The sequence below is a fragment of the Mycolicibacterium holsaticum DSM 44478 = JCM 12374 genome, from assembly GCF_019645835.1.
Taxonomy (GTDB): domain Bacteria; phylum Actinomycetota; class Actinomycetes; order Mycobacteriales; family Mycobacteriaceae; genus Mycobacterium; species Mycobacterium holsaticum.
Genome location: NZ_CP080998.1, coordinates 2,957,156 through 2,977,599 on the forward strand (window position 1 = coordinate 2,957,156; position 20,444 = coordinate 2,977,599).

The following is a 20,444-nucleotide window of genomic DNA, read 5'->3' on the forward strand; positions in this document are numbered from 1 at the left end:
TGTCGCAGAACTGTCACCGAAGTCCTGCGACAAGACAGCCCAAATTGTCAGATCTCGAATGTATGTTCGAACTATGTCAGGGCACGGGTTGCAGGCGGCGATCGCCGGGCTGCGTGCCGCCTATGAAGAGGTGGCGGCGTGCGAACTGGACCTGTTGACCCGCCCTGATCTGCTGGCCGCTCTCGACGAGGTGGAAACGTTGTCGTGTCAGTTGCCGACGATGAGCCACCGCTTGCTGGCGCGTCTGCAGTGCGAGACGACGCCGGGAGAGCTGGGCGCGTGCTCGTGGAAAGAAGTACTGCGGGTTCGCTACCGGATCTCGACGAAAGAGGCGAACCGGCGGGTGACGGAAACCGAACTGCTGGCGCCGCGCCAGGCGGTGACGGGCCCGTCGCTGCCGCCGGCGTTGCCCGCCACCGCCGCCGCCCAAGCCCACGGGCTGATCAACGCCGAACATGTCGAGGTCATCCGCAAATCGGTGGCCAAGTTGCCGGGCTGGGTGGATGCGGTCACCCGCGATCAATTCGAGGTCGACCTGGTGCGTACGGCGGTCAAAGTCGGGCCCAAAGAACTCACCGACATGGCTGACCTGACGTTGTTTCTGCTGGACCAGGACGGGCCGGAACCCACCGACGTCGAACGGGCCCGCAAGCGTGGGGTCAGGAAGTCCAGACAAGGTGCCGACGGGATGGTCGAACTGCGCGCGCTGCTGACCCCCGAGGCGTGGGCGGTGTGGGAGGCGATCTTCGCCAAATACGCCGCACCTGGCATGTGTAACCCCGACGATCCCGAACCGTGCACGTCGGGCACACCCACACAGGCCCAGATCGACAACGACCACCGCAGCCTGGCTCAGCGTCAACACGATGCGCTGATCGCCGTCGGGCGCATTGCGTTGATGAGTGGTGAGCTCGGCCAGCTCAACGGGCTGCCGGTGTCGATCATCATCCGAACCACCCTGCAGGACCTGGAATCGCGCGCCGGGGTCGGCACCACCGGCGGCGGCACCGTCATGCCGATCGCCGATGTGATCCGGCTGGGCGCTCACGCCAACCACTACTTGGCGGTGTTCGACAAAGCAACCGGATCAGCGATGGATCTGTACCGCGCCAAGCGCATCGCCTCGCCGGCGCAGCGGATCATGTTGATTGCTCGCGACGGCGGATGCACCAAACCGTGCTGCACGGTCGGCGCCTACGGCTCCCAAGTTCATCACGTGGTGGCAGATTGGGCAGCCGGCGGCAACACCAACGTCGACGAACTCGGGCTGGCCTGCGGACCGCACAACCGCAGCGTCGACACCGACGGCGGCTGGACCACCCGCATGAACGACCGCGGCGAAGTCGAATGGCTCCCACCACCCGATCTCGACACCGGCCAAGCCCGACTCAACTACTACCACCGACCCGAACGCCTCCTACGACCCGACGACGAGCCCGAAGACCAACCGTCAACCGAACCCACCAACATCCCGGTTGCAGGCCCGCAGTCGGATGCCGCGCCCGCCGACGACAACCAGGTCGTCGAAGGCGAATCGGCTGCCGCGCGGTCATTCCCCGGAGCCAGCGAGCCCGGCGGGCCGGCACCCCCAGGAGACCGGGCGGCCTGACCGCCGCGAGAGATCGCAACGCCACGGAAAATTCGACGGCGCCGGCACCAGGGCCATAATTGTGGCCATGGCAGACAAAGGCGGCAAGCCGGTGCGCACCGGGCCCGAGCGGATCAGGAAGCTGGCACAGGCGGCGCTCAACGCCGATGTCACCGTCGAGCAGGTCGACACCATCCTGGAGGGGCTCAGCGAGACCCTCGTCGATCTGAACAGCTCCACCGAGAACCTCGATGCCACGCTGGAGCGGTTCAACGAGACGATCAACAGCATCAACGAACTTGCACCCCGCCTCAACGCGGTCGTCGATCGCATGGAGGGCATCGTCGCCCGCGTCGAACGCATCGTCGGCATCGGGGAATCGGTGATGTCGCCGTTGGCCGCGACCGAACAGGTGGTGCGCGGCGCGGTGAACAAGGTCCGCCGGAGCACCGGGTTGTAGAGCCGCGCGGGCCGGCGATACCGGTCAGACGAAGTCCGAACCGCCGTCCACGTTGACGGTGGCACCCGTCACGTAGCCGTTGCGTCGCGACGCCAGGTAGACGGTCATGGAGGCGATCTCTTCGGGCAGTCCGGCGCGGCCGAGGTCACACGGTTGGTGGAAATTGTTGTCGATCCACGTCATGACGTCGACGGGGTTGGTGGCGTCCAGACCTTCAGCGGCCAGGATGTCTTTCAGTTGCTCGGTGAAGCTGGCCGTGACGATGGTGCCGGGACACACGCAGTTCACCAGGATGCCCTCCTTGGCAAGGCTTTTCGACAGGTTCTTGGTGATACTGGTCAACGCTGACTTGGCCGCGGTGTAGGCCACCAGCCGCGGGTTCTGCCGTTGAATCGAATGGGCCGACAGCGTCACGATCCGCGCCCACTCGGCGGCGCGCATCAGCGGCAATGCGGCGCGGATCGACCTGACCGCCGACATGGTGCCCAGCGAGAACGCCTCGTTCCACTGCGCGTCGTCCATCTCCTCGAAGTAGCCGTCCCCGGGTCCGATCGTGTGAATCAAGCTGTTGACCGAACCCCAGCGTCGGCCGACGGTGTCGAAGGCCTTGACTATCGCGTCGGCGTCGGACATGTCCACGCCGATTCCCACGGCATCGGGTGCGCCGTTGTCCCGCAGTATCGCCACGGCCTCTTCGAGAGCCGTTGCGCCTCTTGCCATCACCGCGACCCGCGCACCCTCCTGTGCGAGCGTGGTCGCAATGGCCAGGCCCATCCCCTTGCTGCCGCCCGTGACGACCGCCGTCGACCCCGCCAGGCCCAGATCCATTTTTAGCTACCTTCCGTCGCTGTCTGTCACCCCGAGGCCGCGCATACAGAACCGCACGACGTGTTCACGCACAACACGTTGATCAGTGTCTCCAGAAGCCCATTGCCGCTCGGTGCTCGACCAGATCGCACCGTGGATGGACAGGCCGGCTGACGTCGGGTCGATGTCGGTGAACACGCCCAGCTCCGTTCCGCGCGCCAGTTGCTCGACAAGCGGCTGCAGGATCACGCCGTACGCATCGCCGATCAGATGGGGCGCCGCGAACATCTGGGACTGCGCCTCCACCGACAGCGCTCGCAGGTCGGACCTGATCTTGTCGTTGAACGCCAGGTCCAGCCTGGCGTCGATCCAGGCCACCACCGCCGCCGTCGGGCTCGAAGCAGCGGCCATCTTCTGCTTGATCCGTCGCGCCTCTGCCTGCGCAATGTCGAGAAAGACCGCCGACACCAACGCGTCCTTCGAGTCGAAATGCCGGTAGAACGCCCTGGTGCTGAGCTGCGCTCTGTCGAGAATGTGCGCGACGTTGACCGCGCCGACCCCCTCCTCGCGCACGATCTCGGTGGCGACGGCCAGGATCGCAGCGCGCACCCCGGGGTCGGGGTCCAGCTTCTTGCGTCGGCGCCTGGTGACGGTGCCCATCACGCCGTTGCGTCGTAGGTTGCGAGGTAATCGGCGAAGACGTCACGCACCTGCGCCGGCGTCAACCCGTAGTCGGCGAGATCGTATGTGTGCTCGCCGCGGGAGCCGGGCGTGTGCCCCTCCGCCCAATCCTGCACGCGGCCGCGTGCGGTGTCGGTGAAGGTCAGGCCCAGTCGTTCGTAGGCCGTCTGCAGGGTGCCGATCGGGTCGGACTCGAGGTCGGCGAATGAGACGTCGACGAATCGGTTGTCACCGAACCGCTTTCGGAAATCCATCGCGCGCCGGACGGCCTCAGCCCAGCACCGGAGCTGCTCGGCGCCGAGTTCCTCGGCGTCGTCACGATCGCTGCTCCAACTGCGGACATAGTGGATGAGGCTGCACACCGAGGCCAACACCTTGGCGGGATCACGGTGGCTCCATAGGAACTTGGCGTCCGGATAGGCTTCGACGAGCGCATCCAGAGAGAACATGTGCACCGGTGTCCGCAGATGCCACAGCGTCGGCGGGCAGTGCCACTGAAGCAGCTTGAGCACCTGCCGGTGAAAGGTGTATGTCTCCCGCATGTCGCATTCCAGCAGCCATGCGAGATAGCCCGGAACACGCACGACACCGTCGAAATGGAACGTGCGAAAACTCATCCCCATCAGGTCCTGGCATTCGGTAGCCGCCTCCGGCTCCGAGTTGATCATGGCGCGCATGCGCGGAAACATCTGGTCCATCATGACGATTCCGTCGGCCGCCTGCGCGATCCGCGGATCCTCATGCTGGGTCGCGGCCTCCGGCGGAGGTGTGCAGGCCTGCGATTCCCACAACCGCAGGGAGCGGAACTGCGGGTCGTTGGCCACCAGCTGGCTCAGCGCCGTGGTGCCGGTGCGGGGTAGCCCGATGACGAAGATCGGCCCACCGACGACCTCCGCGTCGATCTCGGGGTGCTGCTTGTAGGTCTCGACTATGCGCAACCGCTGGACGAGCGCGTTGCTGATGGTCGCATGCTGGATCATCCGGCCCATCTCGTTGAGGTCGGCCTCCGTGTTCAGCGCATCGACGGTGCGCTGCAACCCTTCGCGATAGTAGGGCGAACCGAAATCGTCCAGTCCCGTCGCGCTGCGCGCACCATCTTCGAGTTCGTCGACGAAGAAGGTCATCGGTGAAACCTCTCGTGCACGGCGCGTCGGCGCCCTTCGATCACGGCGGCCCGCTCGTCGCGGGTGACCATCCTGGTTTCTGGTGGCAGCGCGGCGGCCACGTCGCCGAGTTTGACCACCCTGGCGCTGGGAGTGGGCGCCGCTTGTGTACGAACGCACCGGAAAATCATCGGGCCGTTGCTGTGCCCAGCCGTGTCAAGCCAATTCGCCACACCGGGATCGACCGAGCTGATCACCACGCGCAGCAAGCCATCGGCGTCGATCTCGGCTTGGTGCGCGTTCAGGCTCGACTGGTGGCGCCCGTACGAAATCGTCTCCCACCACGGGTTGCCCAGCGAGTAGCTCCAGTAAATACCCTCGGGCGGCTCGACTTCCAGGATCAGAGCCTCGTCTGCCGCCAGTTCGTATCGGCCGATGACGGGTCGGTTCTCCGCGGCGGCACCGATGGCCGTGCGATCGATGGGCGGCATGAACCCGTTGGCCGGTGGTCCGGCGTTGAAGTCGAGGAAGAATTTGAGGTTGGCATGGACGAAGTCACCCAACGAGGACAGCTGCCCGGCCACCGACACGTCGGCGTCGAGAGAGCGGTTCGTGGAGGGAACCGCGTCGCCGAGGCGCTCGATGCGCAACGAGGACGGGGTTTCGGTAACCCAGTCGTAGAAGAAGTGCCGGACCACCAGGGTCGGATGGTCGCCGCCGATTCGCAACCAATTGCCTTGGCGTTCTTCGGCGGACAGCACAACCTCGAACGACCCGTCGCTGTCGACGACCAGGTCGTCGACCAGACAATTCGCGGTCGAGGAGATCCCGTCCATCGTCTGCAGACCGACATAGCGGGCGGTGCCACGGTTACCGAACAGCCGGTACGTCTCGCCGCGCCGCAACGGGGCGCGAAGGTACAGACAATCGGGGCACTCCATGCCCCACGTCAGTACGTCGTCGGTGCTGGTCCGGCTGACGGCCAGCACCGGGTCGGGATCGGTGCGTAACGCTTCGTCGACACCGACGGCCAACAGAACCATGAGATGACGCATCCCCGCGGCAAAGTCGACGCGGTTGCGGTTGACCGGGCTTGCCGCGACCAGTTCGCCGGCGGCGTTCAGCTTGTCGAGCAGATACCTCCACGCCTCGAGCAGACCGACGTCACGCGGCCCGCGGCCCGACAGCGCCGACTCCGCGATGGAATACGGCAGCCACGCCATCGGATCTGCGTCGGGCACCTGCGGCTCCGTTCGTCGGATCCTTAAATGAAAACATTATTCTCACTTAAGAGTCAACGCCCGCCGGTCAGCCGCTGTTGCGCAATGCGGTCGCGAGCCCGCTCATGGTGAGCAGGATGCCGCGCTGCACGAGTTCGTCGGTGTCGCCGGACCGGTAGCGGCGCAGCAACTCGACCTGCAGGTGGTTCAGCGGTTCCAGGTAGGGGAACCGGTTGAACACAGAACGCGCCAGGGCCGGGTTGTCGGCCAGCAGGTTGTCCTGGCCGGTGATCAGCTTGTGTATCCGGATCGTGCGGCCGTGCTCGGCGAGGATTTTGTCGAACACCCGCCTGCGCAGTGCCTCGTCCTCGACCAGCTCGGAGTAGCGCGCGGCCAGGCCCATATCGGACTTGGCCAGCACCTGCGCCATGTTCGACAGCACGGTGCGGAAGAACGGCCATCGCCGGTACAGATCCTGCAGCACCTGAAGCTGCTCGTCGTCGTCTGCGATGTACTCCTCGAACGCTGTTCCGGTGCCGTACCAGCCCGGCAGCATCACCCGCGACTGGCTCCAGGCCAGCACCCACGGGATCGCGCGCAGATCGCCGATCGACGTGGTGGGTTTGCGCGACGTCGGCCTGCTGCCGATGTTGAGCGCACCGATCTCGCTGACCGGTGTGGAGGCCATGAAGTAGTCGACGAAACCCGATGTGTCGTGCACCAATTCGGAGTAGGCGCGACCGGCGCGGGCAGCCAGGTCGTCGAGCACCTGATAAGCCGGGGCGGCATCCTCGCCGAGGCCCTCGACGTCGAGCAACGTGGCCTCCAGCGTCGCGGCCAGCAGCGTCTCGAGGTTGCGGTGCGCGATCTGCGGTTCGGCGTACTTCGCGGCGATCACCTCGCCCTGTTCGGTGATCCGCAGCGACCCGTTCACCGCGCCCGGCGGCTGGGCCAGGATCGCCTCGTAGCTGGGACCGCCGCCCCTCCCGACGGTGCCGCCGCGACCGTGAAAGAGCCGCAACCGAATTCCGCTCTTGCGTGCCGACTCGACCAGGTCGAGTTCGGCCCGGTACAGCGCCCAGTTGGCCGCCAGGTAGCCGCCGTCCTTGTTGGAGTCCGAGTAGCCCAGCATCACTTCCTGGCTGTCGCTGCGCGCCGACACCACGGCCCGGTATTGCGGAACCTGCAGCGCCGCTTCCAGAACCGAGGCGCCACGCTGCAGGTCTTCGATCGTCTCGAACAGCGGCACGATGCCCACCGGGGCGTAGACGTGTGGTGTCGAAACGTCGAGCAGCCCGGCCTCCTTGAGCAGCACCGCCGCTTCGAGCAGGTCGGAGACCGACTCGCACATCGAGATGATGTAGTTCGGCACCGCCTGCGGTCCGAATACCCGTACGGCGCGCGCCGCGGCGGCCATGATGTCGAGTTCTTTGCGGGCCAGCTCGGAAAGTTCGGCGTCGGGTTTCACCAGCGGCCGCCGGGTGGCCAACTCGGTGGCCAGCAGCTTGATGCGGTCTCGTTCGGCCAGCGACCCGTAGTCCGCGTGCACACCGGCCCACGCCAGCAGCTCGGCGATCACCTCCTCGTGCACATCGGAGTTCTGCCGCATGTCCAGCCCGGACAAATGAAATCCGAACGTGTGCACGGCTTCTCGCAGCATGCGCAGCCGGTCGTCGGCGAGCAGAGCGCCGCCGTTGGCGCGCAGCGACGCGTCCACGACGTCGAGGTCGGCGAGCAGGTCGCGCGACGTCTGGTAGCGCACCAACCCGAGGTCGAGTTCGCGCTCGGGCTGGCGGTCGAGGATCGCGGTGGCGGTGGCGGTGAGCCGGCCGCGGATGGCCCGCAGCGCGCGACGGTACGGTTCGTCGTCACGCACCGGATCGACACACGTGTCGGCGAGCGCGGTCAGCTCGTCGCTCGTGGACACGAGCCGCCCCGACATCGACAGCTCCTCCTCCAGCGCAGTCAGTTCGCTGAAGTAGTGATCCAGCGCGGTGAACGCCGCCTCCCCCGTGGCGAGCCGCACCACCTCGCCGGTGACGTTCGGGTTGCCGTCGCGGTCACCGCCGATCCAGGAGCCGGGTCGCAATATGGGTTCTTCGAGCAATCGGGCGTCGGGCCAACGCTTCTGAAGCGCGGTCCGCACCTCGGCGTTCACCTGCGGGATGACCGCGAAAAACGACGCCGGGTAATAGCGCAGCCCGGTTTCGATCTCGTCTTGGATCTGCAACCGCGACAGCCGCACCAGCGCGGTCTGCCACATCGTCAGGATGTGCTTGCGCAGTTCGTCTTCGACGTCGCCGTCGCCGTGCAGGCGCTGCCGCATCAACTCGGTGATCCGATGCTGGGCCGAGAAGATGGTGCGGCGCCGCGTCTCGGTGGGATGGGCAGTGATCACCGGCGACACCTGCGCGCCCTTCAACGCTTCGGCCACCCGGCCCGAATCGAGTTGGGCCGAATCAAGTTTCAGATAGGTGGCGGCCAGGCTGCTGGGCTGCGGTGGCTCACCGGCGGCGACGTGCACGGCGCGCCGGCGCTCGCGGTGGATGTCCTCGGCGACGTTGGCCAACAGCGCGAATTGGGTGAACGCGCGGATGACCGGGATCGCCTTTCGGATGGCGATGCCGTCGAACATGTCCGCCAGCTCGGCGCGGTCGATTTCAGAGCGCCGGACCCGGAAGGACTCGACGCGGGCACGTTCGACGAGATCGAAGACCTCCTCACCGTTCTGCGCGCGGATGGTGTCGCCGAGTATGCCGCCGAGCAGCCGGATGTCCTCGCGCATCGGCTCGGTCGCCTCACGGCCGACTTCGGTGCGCTGTACCGAGCCGATCGGCTCGAGATCGTCGACCATGCGTTCCAGTATCGGCGCAACCACGACGGGTCGCACGGCCGGGTTCTTGCCTACGCAATAACTACCGGAGCAATTTCGCCATTCGCGGAAAGCCAGCGAGTTCGTGCGCGCACCATATCGACATGGTCTGTCATTGAATCTCGACAACTTTGCAGGAGGCCATCATGGCCACGACCATAATCAAACCCCGTTGCGCCCGCCGGCGGCCCAGTTGGCATCGTCTCGTGCCGTCCGCGGTGTGTGCCGCCGCGGCCGTGCTCTCGGCGAATGCGATCGCCGCCGCCGCACCTGACGACGGCACATGGGACATCGAGTCCTACGACAACTGCATGAAGAAGACGGTGCGAAACGCCGATTTGTGCTGCCTCGACTCGGGCGGGGTGCCTACCTCTGATTCGGACGACACGCAGGCCGACGGGTCGCCGAACTGCTATGCACCGCCGGCTCAGGCCCAGACCGCCGAACAGCCGGGCGTGCCACCGCGGATGCCACCGGGAGTGGTGATCGGCCAGTTGCCGGTTGCGCCGCTCACGCCGGGGGTTCCGCAGAACCCGGGCATGGCGCCGATCGTGACTCCGTCAGTCGTCGCGCCCGGTTAGCCGTACTTGATCTGCAGGCCGACGCCGAAGATCGACACCAGCCAGATGCCGGTGACGAACAGCGTCAGACGGTCCAGGTTCTTCTCCACGACCGTCGAACCGGACAAGCTCGACTGCACGCCGCCGCCGAACAGGCTCGACAGGCCGCCACCCTTGGCGCGGTGCAGCAGGACCAGGAGCACGACCAGCAAGCTGGTCACGACCAGGGTGATCTGCAGGGCCAATTCCATGGCAGCCAGACTACAGGCCGGATGAGCCCGCTACGGCAACGGCCCGCCCGCCGCGATGGCCGACAGCGTGGCGAACTGCTCACCGTCCAGCGATGCCCCGCCGACCAGCGCGCCGTCGACGTCGTCCTGCGCGACGATCTCGCCGACGTTCTTGGCGTTCACCGAACCGCCGTAGAGCACCCGGACCTCGGCGGCGATCTGCGGTGACGCCAGCTCACCGAGCAGCGCGCGGAGGGCCTTGCAGACCTCCTGCGCATCGGCTGCGCCTGCGACGCGGCCGGTGCCGATCGCCCAGACCGGCTCGTAGGCGATGACGGTCTGACCGATCTGCTCGGCGGTCAGACCGGCCAGCGAACCGCGTAGCTGGTCGACGCAGTACTCGACGTGATCACCGGCCTCGCGCACCTCGAGGTGCTCACCCATGCAGACGATCGGGGTGATGCCGTGGCGCAGCGCCGCGGCCGCCTTCGCCGCGACCAGCGCGTCGTCCTCGTGGTGATACGTGCGGCGCTCGGAGTGCCCGACGGTGACATACGTGCAACCCAGCTTGGCCAGGAACGCGCCGCTGATCTCGCCGGTGTAGGCGCCGGAGTCGTGCTGTGACAGATCCTGGGCGCCGTACGTCAGCAGCAGCTTGTCGCCGTCGACCAGCGTCTGCACGCTGCGCAGGTCGGTGAACGGCGGCAGCACGGCGACGTCGACCTTGTCGAAGTACTTCGCCGGCAGCGCGAATGCGATCTTCTGCACCAGCGCGATCGCCTCGAAGTGGTTGAGGTTCATCTTCCAGTTGCCGGCGATCAGCGGCTTGCGGCTCACGACTGTCGTACCCCTCACTCTTCCAGAACGGCGATACCGGGCAGTTTCTTGCCCTCAAGGTATTCCAGTGACGCCCCGCCACCGGTGGAAATGTGGGAAAAGCCGTCGCTGGCCAGACCGAGTTGCCGCACGGCGGCCGCCGAATCGCCACCGCCGACGACGCTGAACGCACCCTTGCCCGTCGCGGCGATGATCGCCTCGGCCACACCCTTTGTGCCCGCCGCGAACGACGGGAACTCGAACACGCCCATCGGGCCGTTCCAGAACACCGTCTTGGCGTTGGACAGCAGGCTGGTGAACCGCTCCACCGATCCCGGGCCGATGTCCAAACCCATTTTGTCGCCGGGTATCTCGTCGGCGCGCACGGTCTCGGGAGTCGCGTCGGCGGCGAACTCGTCGGCCACCACGATGTCCACCGGAACGTGGATCACGTCGCCGTAGGTGTCCAGCAGCTTGCGGCAGGTCTCGATCATGCCTTCTTCCAGAAGCGACTTGCCTACCGGAACCCCTTGGGAGGCAAGGAATGTGAAACACATTCCGCCTCCGATGAGGATGCTGTCGGCTTTGGTCGCCAGGTTCTCGATGACCGCGAGCTTGTCGGACACCTTCGAACCGCCGAGCACGACGGCGTAGGGCCGCTCGGTCGAGCTGGTCAGCTGCTCGAGGACCTTGACTTCGGCCTCCACCAACCGGCCCGCGTAGTGCGGCAGCAACGTGGCCACGTCGTACACCGACGCCTGCTTGCGGTGCACCACCCCGAAGCCGTCGGAGACGAACGCCCCCGGTGAACCGTCGGGGGCGCTGACCAGTTCGGCCAGCTGCCGGGCCAACGCCAGCCGCTCGCCGTCGTCCTTGCTGGTCTCGCGTGGATCGAACCGGATGTTCTCCAGCAGCAGCACGTCGCCGTCGGTCAGGCCCTCGGCACGGGCGAGCGCGTCGGTCCCGACGACATCACCCGCCAGCTGGACGTGGCGGCCCAGCTGCTCCCCCAGCGCGGCGGCGACCGGCGCCAGGGACAGCTTGGCGTCCGGTGTGCCCTTGGGCCTGCCGAGGTGTGCGGTGACGATGACCTTCGCACCGGCGTCGGCCAGCTCACGCAGCGTGGGCGCCGACGCAGTGATCCGGCCGGGATCGGTGATGTTGCCCGCCCCACCCTCGTTGAAGTCCAATGGGACGTTGAGGTCCGAGCGAACCAGCACGCCTCGACCCGAAACACCTTCGGCCAGAAGGTCATCGAGTGATTTGATCGCCACAGCTAGAGCGACTTGCCGACCAGCGCGACGAGATCAACGCAGCGGTTGGCGTAACCCCACTCGTTGTCGTACCAGGACACCACCTTGGCCTGGTTGTCGATGACCTTGGTCAGCCCGGAATCGAACAGCGAGCTGTGCGGATCGGTGACGATGTCGCTCGACACGATCGGGGCGTCGTAGTACTTCAGGATGCCCTTGAGCGGACCGTCGGCGGCGGCCTTGAACGCGGCGTTGATCTCCTCAACGGTGGCCGACTTGCTCAGCTCGGCGGTCAGGTCGGTGACCGAACCGGTGGGGATCGGCACCCGCAGGGCGTAACCGTCGAGCTTGCCCTTCAGTTCGGGCAGCACCAGCCCGATCGCCTTGGCGGCGCCGGTGGACGTCGGCACGATGTTGACCGCCGCGGCGCGGGCGCGGCGCAGATCCTTGTGCGGGCCGTCCTGCAGGTTCTGGTCCTGGGTGTAGGCGTGGATGGTGGTCATCAGGCCCTTGACGATGCCGAACTCGTCGTTGAGAACCTTGGCCAGCGGGCCAAGGCAGTTCGTGGTGCACGAGGCGTTGGAGATGATGTTTTGGCTGCCGTCGTACTTGTCGTCGTTGACGCCGAGCACGACGGTGAGGTCCTCGCCCTTGGCGGGCGCGGAGATGATGACCTTCTTGGCGCCCGCGTCCAGGTGCCCCTTGGCCTTGGCGGCGTCGGTGAAGATACCGGTGGACTCGACCACGACGTCCACGCCGAGGTCGCCCCAGGGCAGCGCCGCGGGCCCCTCCTTGACCTCAAGGGCCTTGATCTTGGTGCTGCCGACGACGATGTTGTCGTCGCCCTCGAGGGTGACGTCCTCGGGGAAGCGGCCCAGGATCGAGTCGAACTTCAACAGGTGGGCCAGGGTGGCGTTGTCGGTGAGGTCGTTGACTGCGATGACCTCGATGTCGGTGCTCTTGCCCTCGGCCTGCTGCGCCGCCAGGGCCCGGTAGAAGTTGCGCCCGATGCGGCCGAAGCCGTTAACGCCTACCCGGATCGTCATTTGTTGCTCCCTTGATTTTCGCCTTGATACGCCGTGCTGCTCACAGGCCAGCGTAGTGGTGTGATTCCGACCACGTGCGGGCTGGTCAGTGCACCGCGAGGGACTGGTCGGTATAGGGGTTGCCCAGCCATTTGCGCCGGATCGCCTGCAGTGTGCCGTCGTCTTCGAGCTCGGCCTGCGCGACGGTGAGCCGACCGAGTAACGCCTGGCTGTCCAGGCCGACGCCGATCGCGATGTGCTCTGTCGAGAGTCCGCGGGTGACGACGTCCACGCCGGGGATCGGTTTGACCAGCTCGGTGAGCACCGGGCCCAGCGCCATGACCGCGTCGCACCCACCGGTGCCCAGGTCGGCCAGCGCCGCCTGAAGACCACCGTGGTCATAGACCCGCACCGCTTCGGCTTTGCCCTGGGCGACAAGGCGCTCGGCGATCGGCTCGCCGGTGCCGCCTCGACCGACCCCGATGGTCAGGCCTTGGAGGTCAGCGGTCGACCTCACCCGCGGCAGCCGACCGGTGTCGACGGCGAGGGCTTGTCCGCAGATGAGGTAGGGCGGAAGGAACCGGGCGGTGGCTTCCCGTTCAGGGGTGACGGTGGTGCCCGCCGCCACGCAGTCGTACGCACCGGCGTTGAGCCGCTCGAAGACACCCTCGACCTCCGCGCCGCTGTCGTACTCGACGAATTCGACTGCGGCGCCCAGCTTCTTGACCAGCTCGGTCATCAGGTCGATGTCAAGACCGCCGCCGTCGGGCATGGTGTTGAACGGTGGACGCGGGACGACGACCCCCACCCGTAGCGTCTCCATGGGCCACACCTTATTCCCCGGCGAGCGGCCCGGGGGCACCTCCCGCTTTCGGGGAATTATGTGACGCGAAGGTGGCTCAGGCGTCTTCGAGCAGGTCCGGGGTGACGGCCGACTCCGTGTCGGGGATCCCCTCTTGCTTGGCTTTGCGGTCGGCCATCGACAACAGGCGCCGAATCCGGCCCGCCACAGCGTCTTTGGTCATCGGCGGGTCGGCCAGCCGGCCGAGTTCCTCCAGCGACGCCTGCCGGTGCTCGACGCGTAGCTTGCCCGCGGCGGCCAGATGATCGGGCACGCTGTCGCCGAGGATCTGCAGCGCGCGCTCCACCCGGGCGGCCGCCGCGACCGCCGCGCGCGCAGAACGGCGCAGGTTCGCGTCGTCGAAGTTCGCCAACCGGTTGGCGGTGGCCCGCACCTCGCGACGCATCCGGCGCTCTTCCCAGATCAGCCGGGTGTCCTGCGCGCCCATCCTGGTGAGCAATGCCCCGATCGCCTCGCCGTCGCGCACCACCACACGGTCGGCGCCGCGCACCTCGCGGGCCTTGGCGCTGACGCCCAACCGGCGGGCCGCGCCGACGAGCGCCAGGGCGGCCTCCGGGCCGGGGCAGCTGACCTCCAGTGCCGACGAGCGACCGGGCTCGGTCAGCGAACCGTGGGCCAAAAAGGCGCCGCGCCAAGCAGCTTCGGCGTCGGCGACGCTGCCTCCGACCACCTGGGCGGGCAGTCCGCGTACCGGCCGGCCACGCAGGTCCAGCAGACCGGTTTGGCGGGCCAGCGCTTCCCCGTCCTTGGCCACCCGCACCACGTAGCGGGTGCTTTTGCGGATGCCGCTCGCCGACAACACGTGCACCACCGCGGTGTAGCCGTACAGGTCATAGATGTCCTTGCGCAGCCGGCGCGCGATGATGCCCAGATCGACCTCGGCTTCGACCACCACGCGGCCGGACACGATGTGCAGCCCGCCCGCGAAGCGCAGCAGCGAGGCCACCTCGGCGCGGCGAGCGCTGACGGAATTGACCAGCAGGCGGCTCAGCTCGTCCTTGACCTCGGCAGTCATAGCCACGGGTCGTCACCTCTCGGTCCGTTCACTGTCGGGGCGGGCACGGTCGGCGCAGGTGGCGTCGGCCCACGCAACCGCACACCCTCCAAAGCTGCGGCCAACTTCGCCGGATCATGTAAAGGTGTACCAGGTCTGGATACGTCAGCAAACTCCACGTGAGCGTCGAGGATCCTGGCGGTCCGCCGTAGTTGGTCGCGCTCGCGTTCGCTGGGCACCCGGCTCGCATCCACCACGATGTCATGCACGCTGAATCCCGGCGCGTGCTGCGCCAGCACGTGAATGTGGCGTTCGACGGAGAACCCCGCCGTCTCCCCTGGTTCGGCGACCAGGTTCAGGACCAGCGCCCGGCGCGCGGACGTCTGCTGCAACGCGGCGGCCAACTCGGGGACCAGCACGTGCGGGATGACGCTGGTGAACCAGGACCCGGGCCCGAGCACCACGAGGTCGGCGGCCAGGATCGCATCCACCGCCTGCCGGGTGGCCGGCGGGTCGCCGGGTAGCAGCCGGACGCGTCGCACCTGGCCGACGGTGGTGGCGATGGCCACCTGCCCGCGGATCACCCGGAACATCCGCGGATCCGACTCCAACCCCGCCACGTCGGCCTCGATACCCAGCGCGATCGGGCACATCGGCAGCACGCGGCCCTTGACGCCCAGCATCCGGCCGAGTTCGTCGAGCGCGGCGACGGGATCGGCCAGCACCTCGCTGAGCCCCGCCAGCATCAGGTTGCCGATCGGATGGCCCGCCAGCGCACCGTTGCCGCCGAACCGGTGCTGGATGATCGTCGCCCACAGCCGGCCGTGCGGACTGTCAGATGCCAACGCGGCCAAGGCCATTCGCAGATCACCGGGGGGCACGACGTCGAGTTCGTTGCGCAGCCGGCCCGACGAGCCGCCGTCGTCGGCGACGGTCACCACCGCCGTGACGTGCGGGGTGAGCCGGCGCGCCGCCGACAGCGTCGCATAGAGCCCATGCCCTCCCCCAAGGGCCACGATGCGCGGGCTCATTCGCGGCCCAGATCCCGGTGCAGGACTCGCACCGTGAGGTCGTCACCCGCCTGTAGCCGGGTCGCGAGTGCCTCGGCGATCGCGACGCTGCGGTGCTTGCCGCCCGTGCAGCCGATCGCCACGGTCAAATAGCGCTTACCCTCGCGGCGGTAGCCGTCGATCACGAGGTCGAGCAGTTGGTGGTAGGTGTCCAAGAACTCTCCCGCTCCCGGCTGGCCGAGGACGTAGTTCCGCACCGAGGGATGCTGACCGCTGTACGGCCGCAACTCGTCCACCCAGTGCGGATTGGGCAGAAAACGCACATCCATGACCGTATCGGCGTCCATCGGCAGCCCGTATTTGTACCCGAACGACTCCACCGTGACGCTGGTGTGGCGGATCGTCTCGCCGCCGAAAGCCCGTTCGATGTTCTCCCGCAGTGCCGGCACCGACAGCGTCGACGTGTCGATGACCAGGTCGGCGGCCGCGCGTACGGGTGCCAGCATCGCACGCTCGGCCGCAATGCCTTCGGCCAGCGTCTGGTTGCCCTGAAGCGGATGGCTGCGGCGGTTTTGCTCGTAGCGGCGAACCAGGACGTCGGCCGAGGCCTCCAGGAACAACACCCGCGGGGTGATGTTGCGGGTCGCCAGATCCCCGCGCACCCAGTCCAGGTCACCGGTGAACCCGCGGGAGCGCACGTCCATCACCACCGCCAGCTGGGTGATCCGGGAACCGGCCGCCAGCCCGAGTTCGACCATGCGTGCGATGAGCTCGGGCGGCAGGTTGTCGGCGACGTACCAGCCCAGGTCTTCGAGCACCTTGGCCGCGGTCCCCATCCCGGCTCCGGACAAGCCGGTCACCAGGACGACGTCGATGGCCGATTCACCGGTCCGGCCGTCGGGCACCGAGTCGGCGCCGGCCTCACCGCGCAGTTGCTCGTGCATTCCCTGTTCCGTCATCCCGATATCACGCGTTGATCATCGCCGATCGTCGCGTCGGCCGTGCCGGATTCGGTTCCCACCCCCAACGCCTCGAGCACTGCGCGGGCGGTTGCGACGCCGATGCCGGGTACCGCGGTGATCTCCTCGATGCTGGCCTGCTTGATCCTTGCCACCGAACCGAAATGGGTCACCAGCGCCTTGCGGCGGTGCTCCCCGAGCCCGCGGATCGAGTCGAGCGCCGACGCCGTCATCCGCTTGGATCGTTTGCTGCGGTGGTAGGTGATCGCGAACCGGTGGGCTTCGTCACGCACCCGCTGCAGCAGGTAGAGCCCGTCGCTGTTGCGCGGCATGATCAGCGGGTCGGGCTCAGACGGCACCCACACCTCCTCCAACCGCTTGGCCAGCCCGATCACCGCGACATCGCTGATGCCCAGTTCGTCTAGGACGGCCTGCGCGGCGTTGACTTGGGGGGCGCCGCCGTCGACGACGAACAGGTTCGGTGGGTATGCGAACTTGCGGGACCGCACCTGAACCGCCTCGGGTGGACCTGAGTCCTCTTGGACAGCACCGCTTTTCAGTTCTCCGATGTCGTGCAGGTGGCGGTGGAACCGGCGCCGCGTCACCTCGGCGATCGACGCGACGTCGTCGGAACGGCCATCGCCGGCGGCTTCCCTGATCGCGTAGTGCCGGTAGTCCGACTTGCGCGGCAACCCGTCCTCGAAGACCACCAGCGACGCCACCACATCGGTGCCCTGGATGTGACTGATGTCGACGCACTCGATGCGCAGCGGGGCGTCGGCAAGCCCGAGGGTGTCCTGAATGCTCTGCAGCGCAGCGGTTCTGGCGGTGAAATCGCCCGCACGTTTGAGCTTGTGCTGGGTCAGTGCGTCCTGGGCGTTGCGTCGCACCGTTTCGGCGAGCGCGCGTTTGTCGCCGCGCTGCGGCACCCGCAGCACCACGCGCGAGCCGCGCAGCTGGCTCAACCAGGTCGCCAGCTCGTCGGCGTTCTCGGGCAGACACGGCACCAGCACCTGGCGCGGTACCGGGTTCAACGACTCGTCGGCCGCACCGTCCAACTCGGCCTGGTCACCGTAGAACTGGGTGAGGAACTGCTCCACCAGGCGCTCCTGGCTGAACTCGGCGGGCTCACCGGACTTTTCGACGATCCAGCCGCGCTGACCGCGCACCCGGCCGCCGCGCACGTGGAACACCTGCACCGCCGCTTCAAGCTCGTCGTCGGCGAAGGCCACCACGTCGGCGTCGGTGCCGTCACCGAAGACCACAGCCTGCTTCTCCAGCGCACGTTTGAGCGCCGAGATGTTGTCGCGCAGCCGGGCGGCGCGTTCGAAATCCAGTTCCTCGGCGACCCGGTGCATCTGCTGTTCCATGTCGCGGACCAGCCGGTCGGTCTTGCCCGCGAGGAAGTCGCAGAAGTCCGTCACGATCTGTCGGTGTTCCTCGGCGCTCACCCGGCCGATGCACGGCGCCGAACACTTGTCGATATAGCCCAGCAGGCAGGGCCGGTCAATCTGACTGTGCCGCTTGAACACTCCAGCCGAACAGGTGCGCGCCGGAAAGACGCGGGTGAGCAGGTCGAGGGTCTCGCGGATAGCCCAGGCGTGCGAGTACGGCCCGAAGTAGCGCACCCCCTTGCGCCTGGCGCCGCGGTACACCATCAGCCGCGGGTATTCCTCGTTGAGCGTGACGGCCAGCACCGGATAGGACTTGTCGTCGCGGTAACGGACGTTGAACCGGGGATCGAACTCCTTGATCCAGTTGTACTCCAGTTGAAGCGCCTCGACTTCGGTGTTCACCACCGTCCACTCGACGCTGCCCGCGGTCATCACCATCTGGCGGGTGCGCGGCGCCAGGCTGGAGATGTCGGCGAAGTAGGAGGTGAGCCGGCTGCGCAGGCTCTTGGCCTTGCCGACGTAGATCACCCGGCCGTGCGGATCCAGGAACCGGTAGACACCCGGTTCGACCGGGATCGACCCGGGCGCGGGCCGGTAGGTCGCTGGATCGGGCATGATCCCCAGGTTACTGCCCGTGTCGACGGCCCCTCGGGCCACCGATGCGGTGCCGAGACCGCGACCAGCCGTGGTCGGCGCGAATGAACTACCGTCGAGTGGTGCGGATTTCGGCGCTGGCCAAGGTGGCGGCCTCGCTGACGGCCGGGGCGGTGGCGCTGGCGGGATGCGCCCGTGAGACGACCACCGAACCAACCGGGGCCCCGACGTGCGCCGTCGTCGCCGATGGGAGCCCGACGGCCAAGGGTTACCGCGCAGATATGACGGCGGTGCGCACCGGCAGCTACGCGGTCGTCACCGCCAACCCGCTGGCCACCCAGGCCGCCTGCGAGGTGCTGCGCGACGGCGGGACCGCGGCCGATGCGCTGGTCACCGCGCAGGCGGTGCTGGGCCTGGTCGAACCGCAGTCCTCCGGGGTCGGTGGCGGCGGCTTTCTGCTGTACTACGAGGCGGCCACCGGTGCGGTGCAGGCCTACGACGGCCGCGAAACCGCGCCGGCGGCGGCCACCGAGAACTACCTGCGCTGGGTGTCCGACACCGACCGCACCGCGCCCAAGCCCGACGCACGGGCATCGGGCCGGTCCATCGGGGTACCGGGCATCGTGCGGCTGCTGGCCGAGGTCCACCGCGAGCACGGCAGGACCGGCTGGCGCGAGCTGTTCGATCCCGCCGTCGCAATGGCCGACCGCGGGTTCGACGTCAGCGCCCGGTTGGCGAGCGCGATCGGCGCCGCGGCCGCGCAACTCGCGGTCGATCCGCAGGCCGCCGAGTACTTCCTGGCCGCCGACGGCGCACCGAAGCCTGCGGGCACCCGATTGGTCAACCCGGCATACGCAAAGACGCTGGGCGCCATCGCATCTGATCCGCAGTCGTTCTATACCGGGGCTATCGCCCGCGACATCGTCGCCACCGCGGCCGACGCCTCCGGTGGGCGCACGCCGAGCCTGATGACCGTCGACGACCTGGCCGCCTACACCGTCAAGAAACGCGAACCGCTGTGCACCCCGTACCGCGGGCACGAGATCTGCGGTATGCCGCCACCGTCGTCGGGTGGCATCGCGGTCGCCGCCACGCTGGGCATGCTCGAGCATTTTCCGATGGCCGAGCACAAACCCACCGACGTCGACCTCAACGGCGGGCGGCCCACCGTGATGGGCGTGCACCTGGTCGCCGAAGCCGAACGGCTGGCCTACGCCGACCGCGACCGCTACGTCGCCGACACCGATTTCGTCGCGCTACCCGGTGGTTCGCCGCAGACCCTGCTCGGCAGCGACTACCTGGCCGGACGGGCCGCGCTGATCTCGGCGCAGCGCACGATGGGCACCGCGCAGCCCGGCGAATTCGGCGCACCGGGCGCGCCGGCACCTGCGGTTCCCGAGCACGGCACCAGCCACATCAGCATCGTGGACGCCGAAGGCAACGCGGCGTCGTTGACCACCACGGTGGAGTCCCCGTTCGGCTCGTTCCACATGGTCGACGGCTTCATCCTCAACAACCAGCTGACCGACTTCTCCGCGGCGCCCGCCGCGCCCGACGGGGCGCCCGTCGCCAACCGGGTGCAGCCGGGTAAGCGGCCGCGCAGCACGATGGCGCCGACGCTGGTGTTCGACCAGGCGCCCGCAGGGACGCCGGAGCGCCGTGGTCCGCTGTCCGCGGTAGTGGGCTCACCGGGTGGCTCGATGATCATCCAGTTCGTCGTGAAAACCCTTGTCGGCATGCTGGACTGGGGCCTGGATTCCCAGCAGGCGGCATCCATGGTCGATTTCGGCGCGGCGAACACGCCCACGACCAACGTCGGCGGCGAGCACCCGGTGATCGACACCGCCGATGACGGCGAGCACGATCCGCTGGTCCGAGGTCTGCGGGCGCTGGGCCATCAGGTCGATCTGGCCGACCAGTCAAGCGGGCTGTCGGTGGTGGTCCGCGACCGCGCGGGTCTGATCGGTGGCGCCGATCCGCGCCGTGAGGGCGTGGTCATGGGCGACGGGACGTGAG

At 67.7% G+C, this 20,444-nt stretch carries 18 protein-coding genes; 4 read left to right on the forward strand and 14 right to left on the reverse strand.

Annotated elements, in window-relative coordinates; translation table 11 throughout:
• The first annotated feature begins 58 nt into the window (after positions 1–58).
• Entirely contained in the window at positions 59–1,609 is a 1,551-nt protein-coding gene (locus tag K3U96_RS14270) for an HNH endonuclease signature motif containing protein (protein ID WP_220690126.1), read from the forward strand.
• Positions 1,610–1,676: 67 nt separating this feature from the next.
• Complete coding sequence (locus tag K3U96_RS14275; protein ID WP_220690127.1) at positions 1,677–2,048, forward strand: ATPase; 372 nt, start codon at positions 1,677–1,679, stop codon at positions 2,046–2,048.
• Between the two features lie 24 nt (positions 2,049–2,072).
• Here the strand turns inward: K3U96_RS14275 and K3U96_RS14280 are convergent, their stop codons facing one another.
• From K3U96_RS14280 to ppc, 5 genes are all read right to left on the reverse strand, one after another.
• Positions 2,073–2,876 (reverse strand): SDR family NAD(P)-dependent oxidoreductase, encoded by an 804-nt coding sequence (locus K3U96_RS14280; protein WP_069407554.1) that lies wholly within the window; start codon positions 2,874–2,876, stop codon positions 2,073–2,075.
• 6 nt (positions 2,877–2,882) lie between these two features.
• Positions 2,883–3,515, reverse strand: a complete 633-nt coding sequence (locus K3U96_RS14285) for a TetR/AcrR family transcriptional regulator (protein WP_069407553.1) — start codon at positions 3,513–3,515, stop codon at positions 2,883–2,885.
• Positions 3,515–4,660, reverse strand: coding sequence for a sulfotransferase family protein (locus K3U96_RS14290; protein ID WP_069407552.1), 1,146 nt, complete (start codon positions 4,658–4,660; stop codon positions 3,515–3,517). Before K3U96_RS14290 ends, K3U96_RS14285 begins: the two co-directional genes overlap by 1 nt.
• Positions 4,657–5,862 (reverse strand): hypothetical protein, encoded by a 1,206-nt coding sequence (locus K3U96_RS14295; RefSeq protein WP_220693529.1) that lies wholly within the window; start codon positions 5,860–5,862, stop codon positions 4,657–4,659. Before K3U96_RS14295 ends, K3U96_RS14290 begins: the two co-directional genes overlap by 4 nt.
• Positions 5,863–5,947: 85 nt before the next feature.
• Positions 5,948–8,713: a phosphoenolpyruvate carboxylase gene (gene ppc / locus K3U96_RS14300; protein ID WP_220693530.1), complete on the reverse strand. Its 2,766-nt coding sequence runs from the start codon at positions 8,711–8,713 to the stop codon at positions 5,948–5,950.
• Positions 8,714–8,877: 164 nt separating this feature from the next.
• Here ppc and K3U96_RS14305 point away from each other — a divergent pair, with 164 nt between their 5' ends.
• Positions 8,878–9,312, forward strand: coding sequence for a hypothetical protein (locus K3U96_RS14305; RefSeq protein WP_220690128.1), 435 nt, complete (start codon positions 8,878–8,880; stop codon positions 9,310–9,312).
• On the opposite strand, the gene secG is transcribed toward K3U96_RS14305, so the two are convergent.
• From secG to uvrC, 9 genes are all read right to left on the reverse strand, one after another.
• Entirely contained in the window at positions 9,309–9,542 is a 234-nt protein-coding gene (gene secG, locus K3U96_RS14310) for a preprotein translocase subunit SecG (protein WP_069407550.1), read from the reverse strand. The two genes, K3U96_RS14305 and secG, sit on opposite strands and share 4 nt — an antisense overlap.
• Before the next feature lie 30 nt (positions 9,543–9,572).
• A complete protein-coding gene (gene tpiA, locus K3U96_RS14315; protein WP_220690129.1) occupies positions 9,573–10,358 on the reverse strand; it encodes a triose-phosphate isomerase in 786 nt (261 codons plus the stop codon).
• Positions 10,359–10,372: 14 nt separating this feature from the next.
• A complete protein-coding gene (locus K3U96_RS14320) occupies positions 10,373–11,611 on the reverse strand; it encodes a phosphoglycerate kinase (protein ID WP_220690130.1) in 1,239 nt (412 codons plus the stop codon).
• A gap of 2 nt (positions 11,612–11,613) precedes the next feature.
• Positions 11,614–12,636: a type I glyceraldehyde-3-phosphate dehydrogenase gene (gene gap, locus K3U96_RS14325; protein ID WP_220690131.1), complete on the reverse strand. Its 1,023-nt coding sequence runs from the start codon at positions 12,634–12,636 to the stop codon at positions 11,614–11,616.
• A gap of 85 nt (positions 12,637–12,721) precedes the next feature.
• A complete protein-coding gene (locus K3U96_RS14330; protein WP_220690132.1) occupies positions 12,722–13,438 on the reverse strand; it encodes an ABC transporter substrate-binding protein in 717 nt (238 codons plus the stop codon).
• A gap of 76 nt (positions 13,439–13,514) precedes the next feature.
• Positions 13,515–14,492: a DNA-binding protein WhiA gene (whiA, locus tag K3U96_RS14335; protein ID WP_084223562.1), complete on the reverse strand. Its 978-nt coding sequence runs from the start codon at positions 14,490–14,492 to the stop codon at positions 13,515–13,517.
• Positions 14,489–15,502 (reverse strand): uridine diphosphate-N-acetylglucosamine-binding protein YvcK, encoded by a 1,014-nt coding sequence (yvcK, locus tag K3U96_RS14340; protein ID WP_069406974.1) that lies wholly within the window; start codon positions 15,500–15,502, stop codon positions 14,489–14,491. Before yvcK ends, whiA begins: the two co-directional genes overlap by 4 nt.
• The gene (rapZ, locus tag K3U96_RS14345) at positions 15,499–16,440 is read right to left on the reverse strand and encodes an RNase adapter RapZ (protein WP_220690133.1); all 942 of its coding nucleotides are present in this window, start codon (positions 16,438–16,440) and stop codon (positions 15,499–15,501) included. The genes yvcK and rapZ overlap by 4 nt, the downstream gene beginning before the upstream one ends.
• Positions 16,437–18,449 carry an excinuclease ABC subunit UvrC gene (gene uvrC, locus K3U96_RS14350; protein ID WP_220690134.1) on the reverse strand — a complete coding sequence of 671 codons (2,013 nt, stop codon included), beginning with the start codon at positions 18,447–18,449 and terminating at the stop codon, positions 16,437–16,439. The genes rapZ and uvrC overlap by 4 nt, the downstream gene beginning before the upstream one ends.
• Positions 18,450–18,532: 83 nt before the next feature.
• Here uvrC and K3U96_RS14355 point away from each other — a divergent pair, with 83 nt between their 5' ends.
• Positions 18,533–20,443 (forward strand): gamma-glutamyltransferase family protein, encoded by a 1,911-nt coding sequence (locus tag K3U96_RS14355; protein WP_220690135.1) that lies wholly within the window; start codon positions 18,533–18,535, stop codon positions 20,441–20,443.
• Position 20,444: the final 1 nt, after the last annotated feature.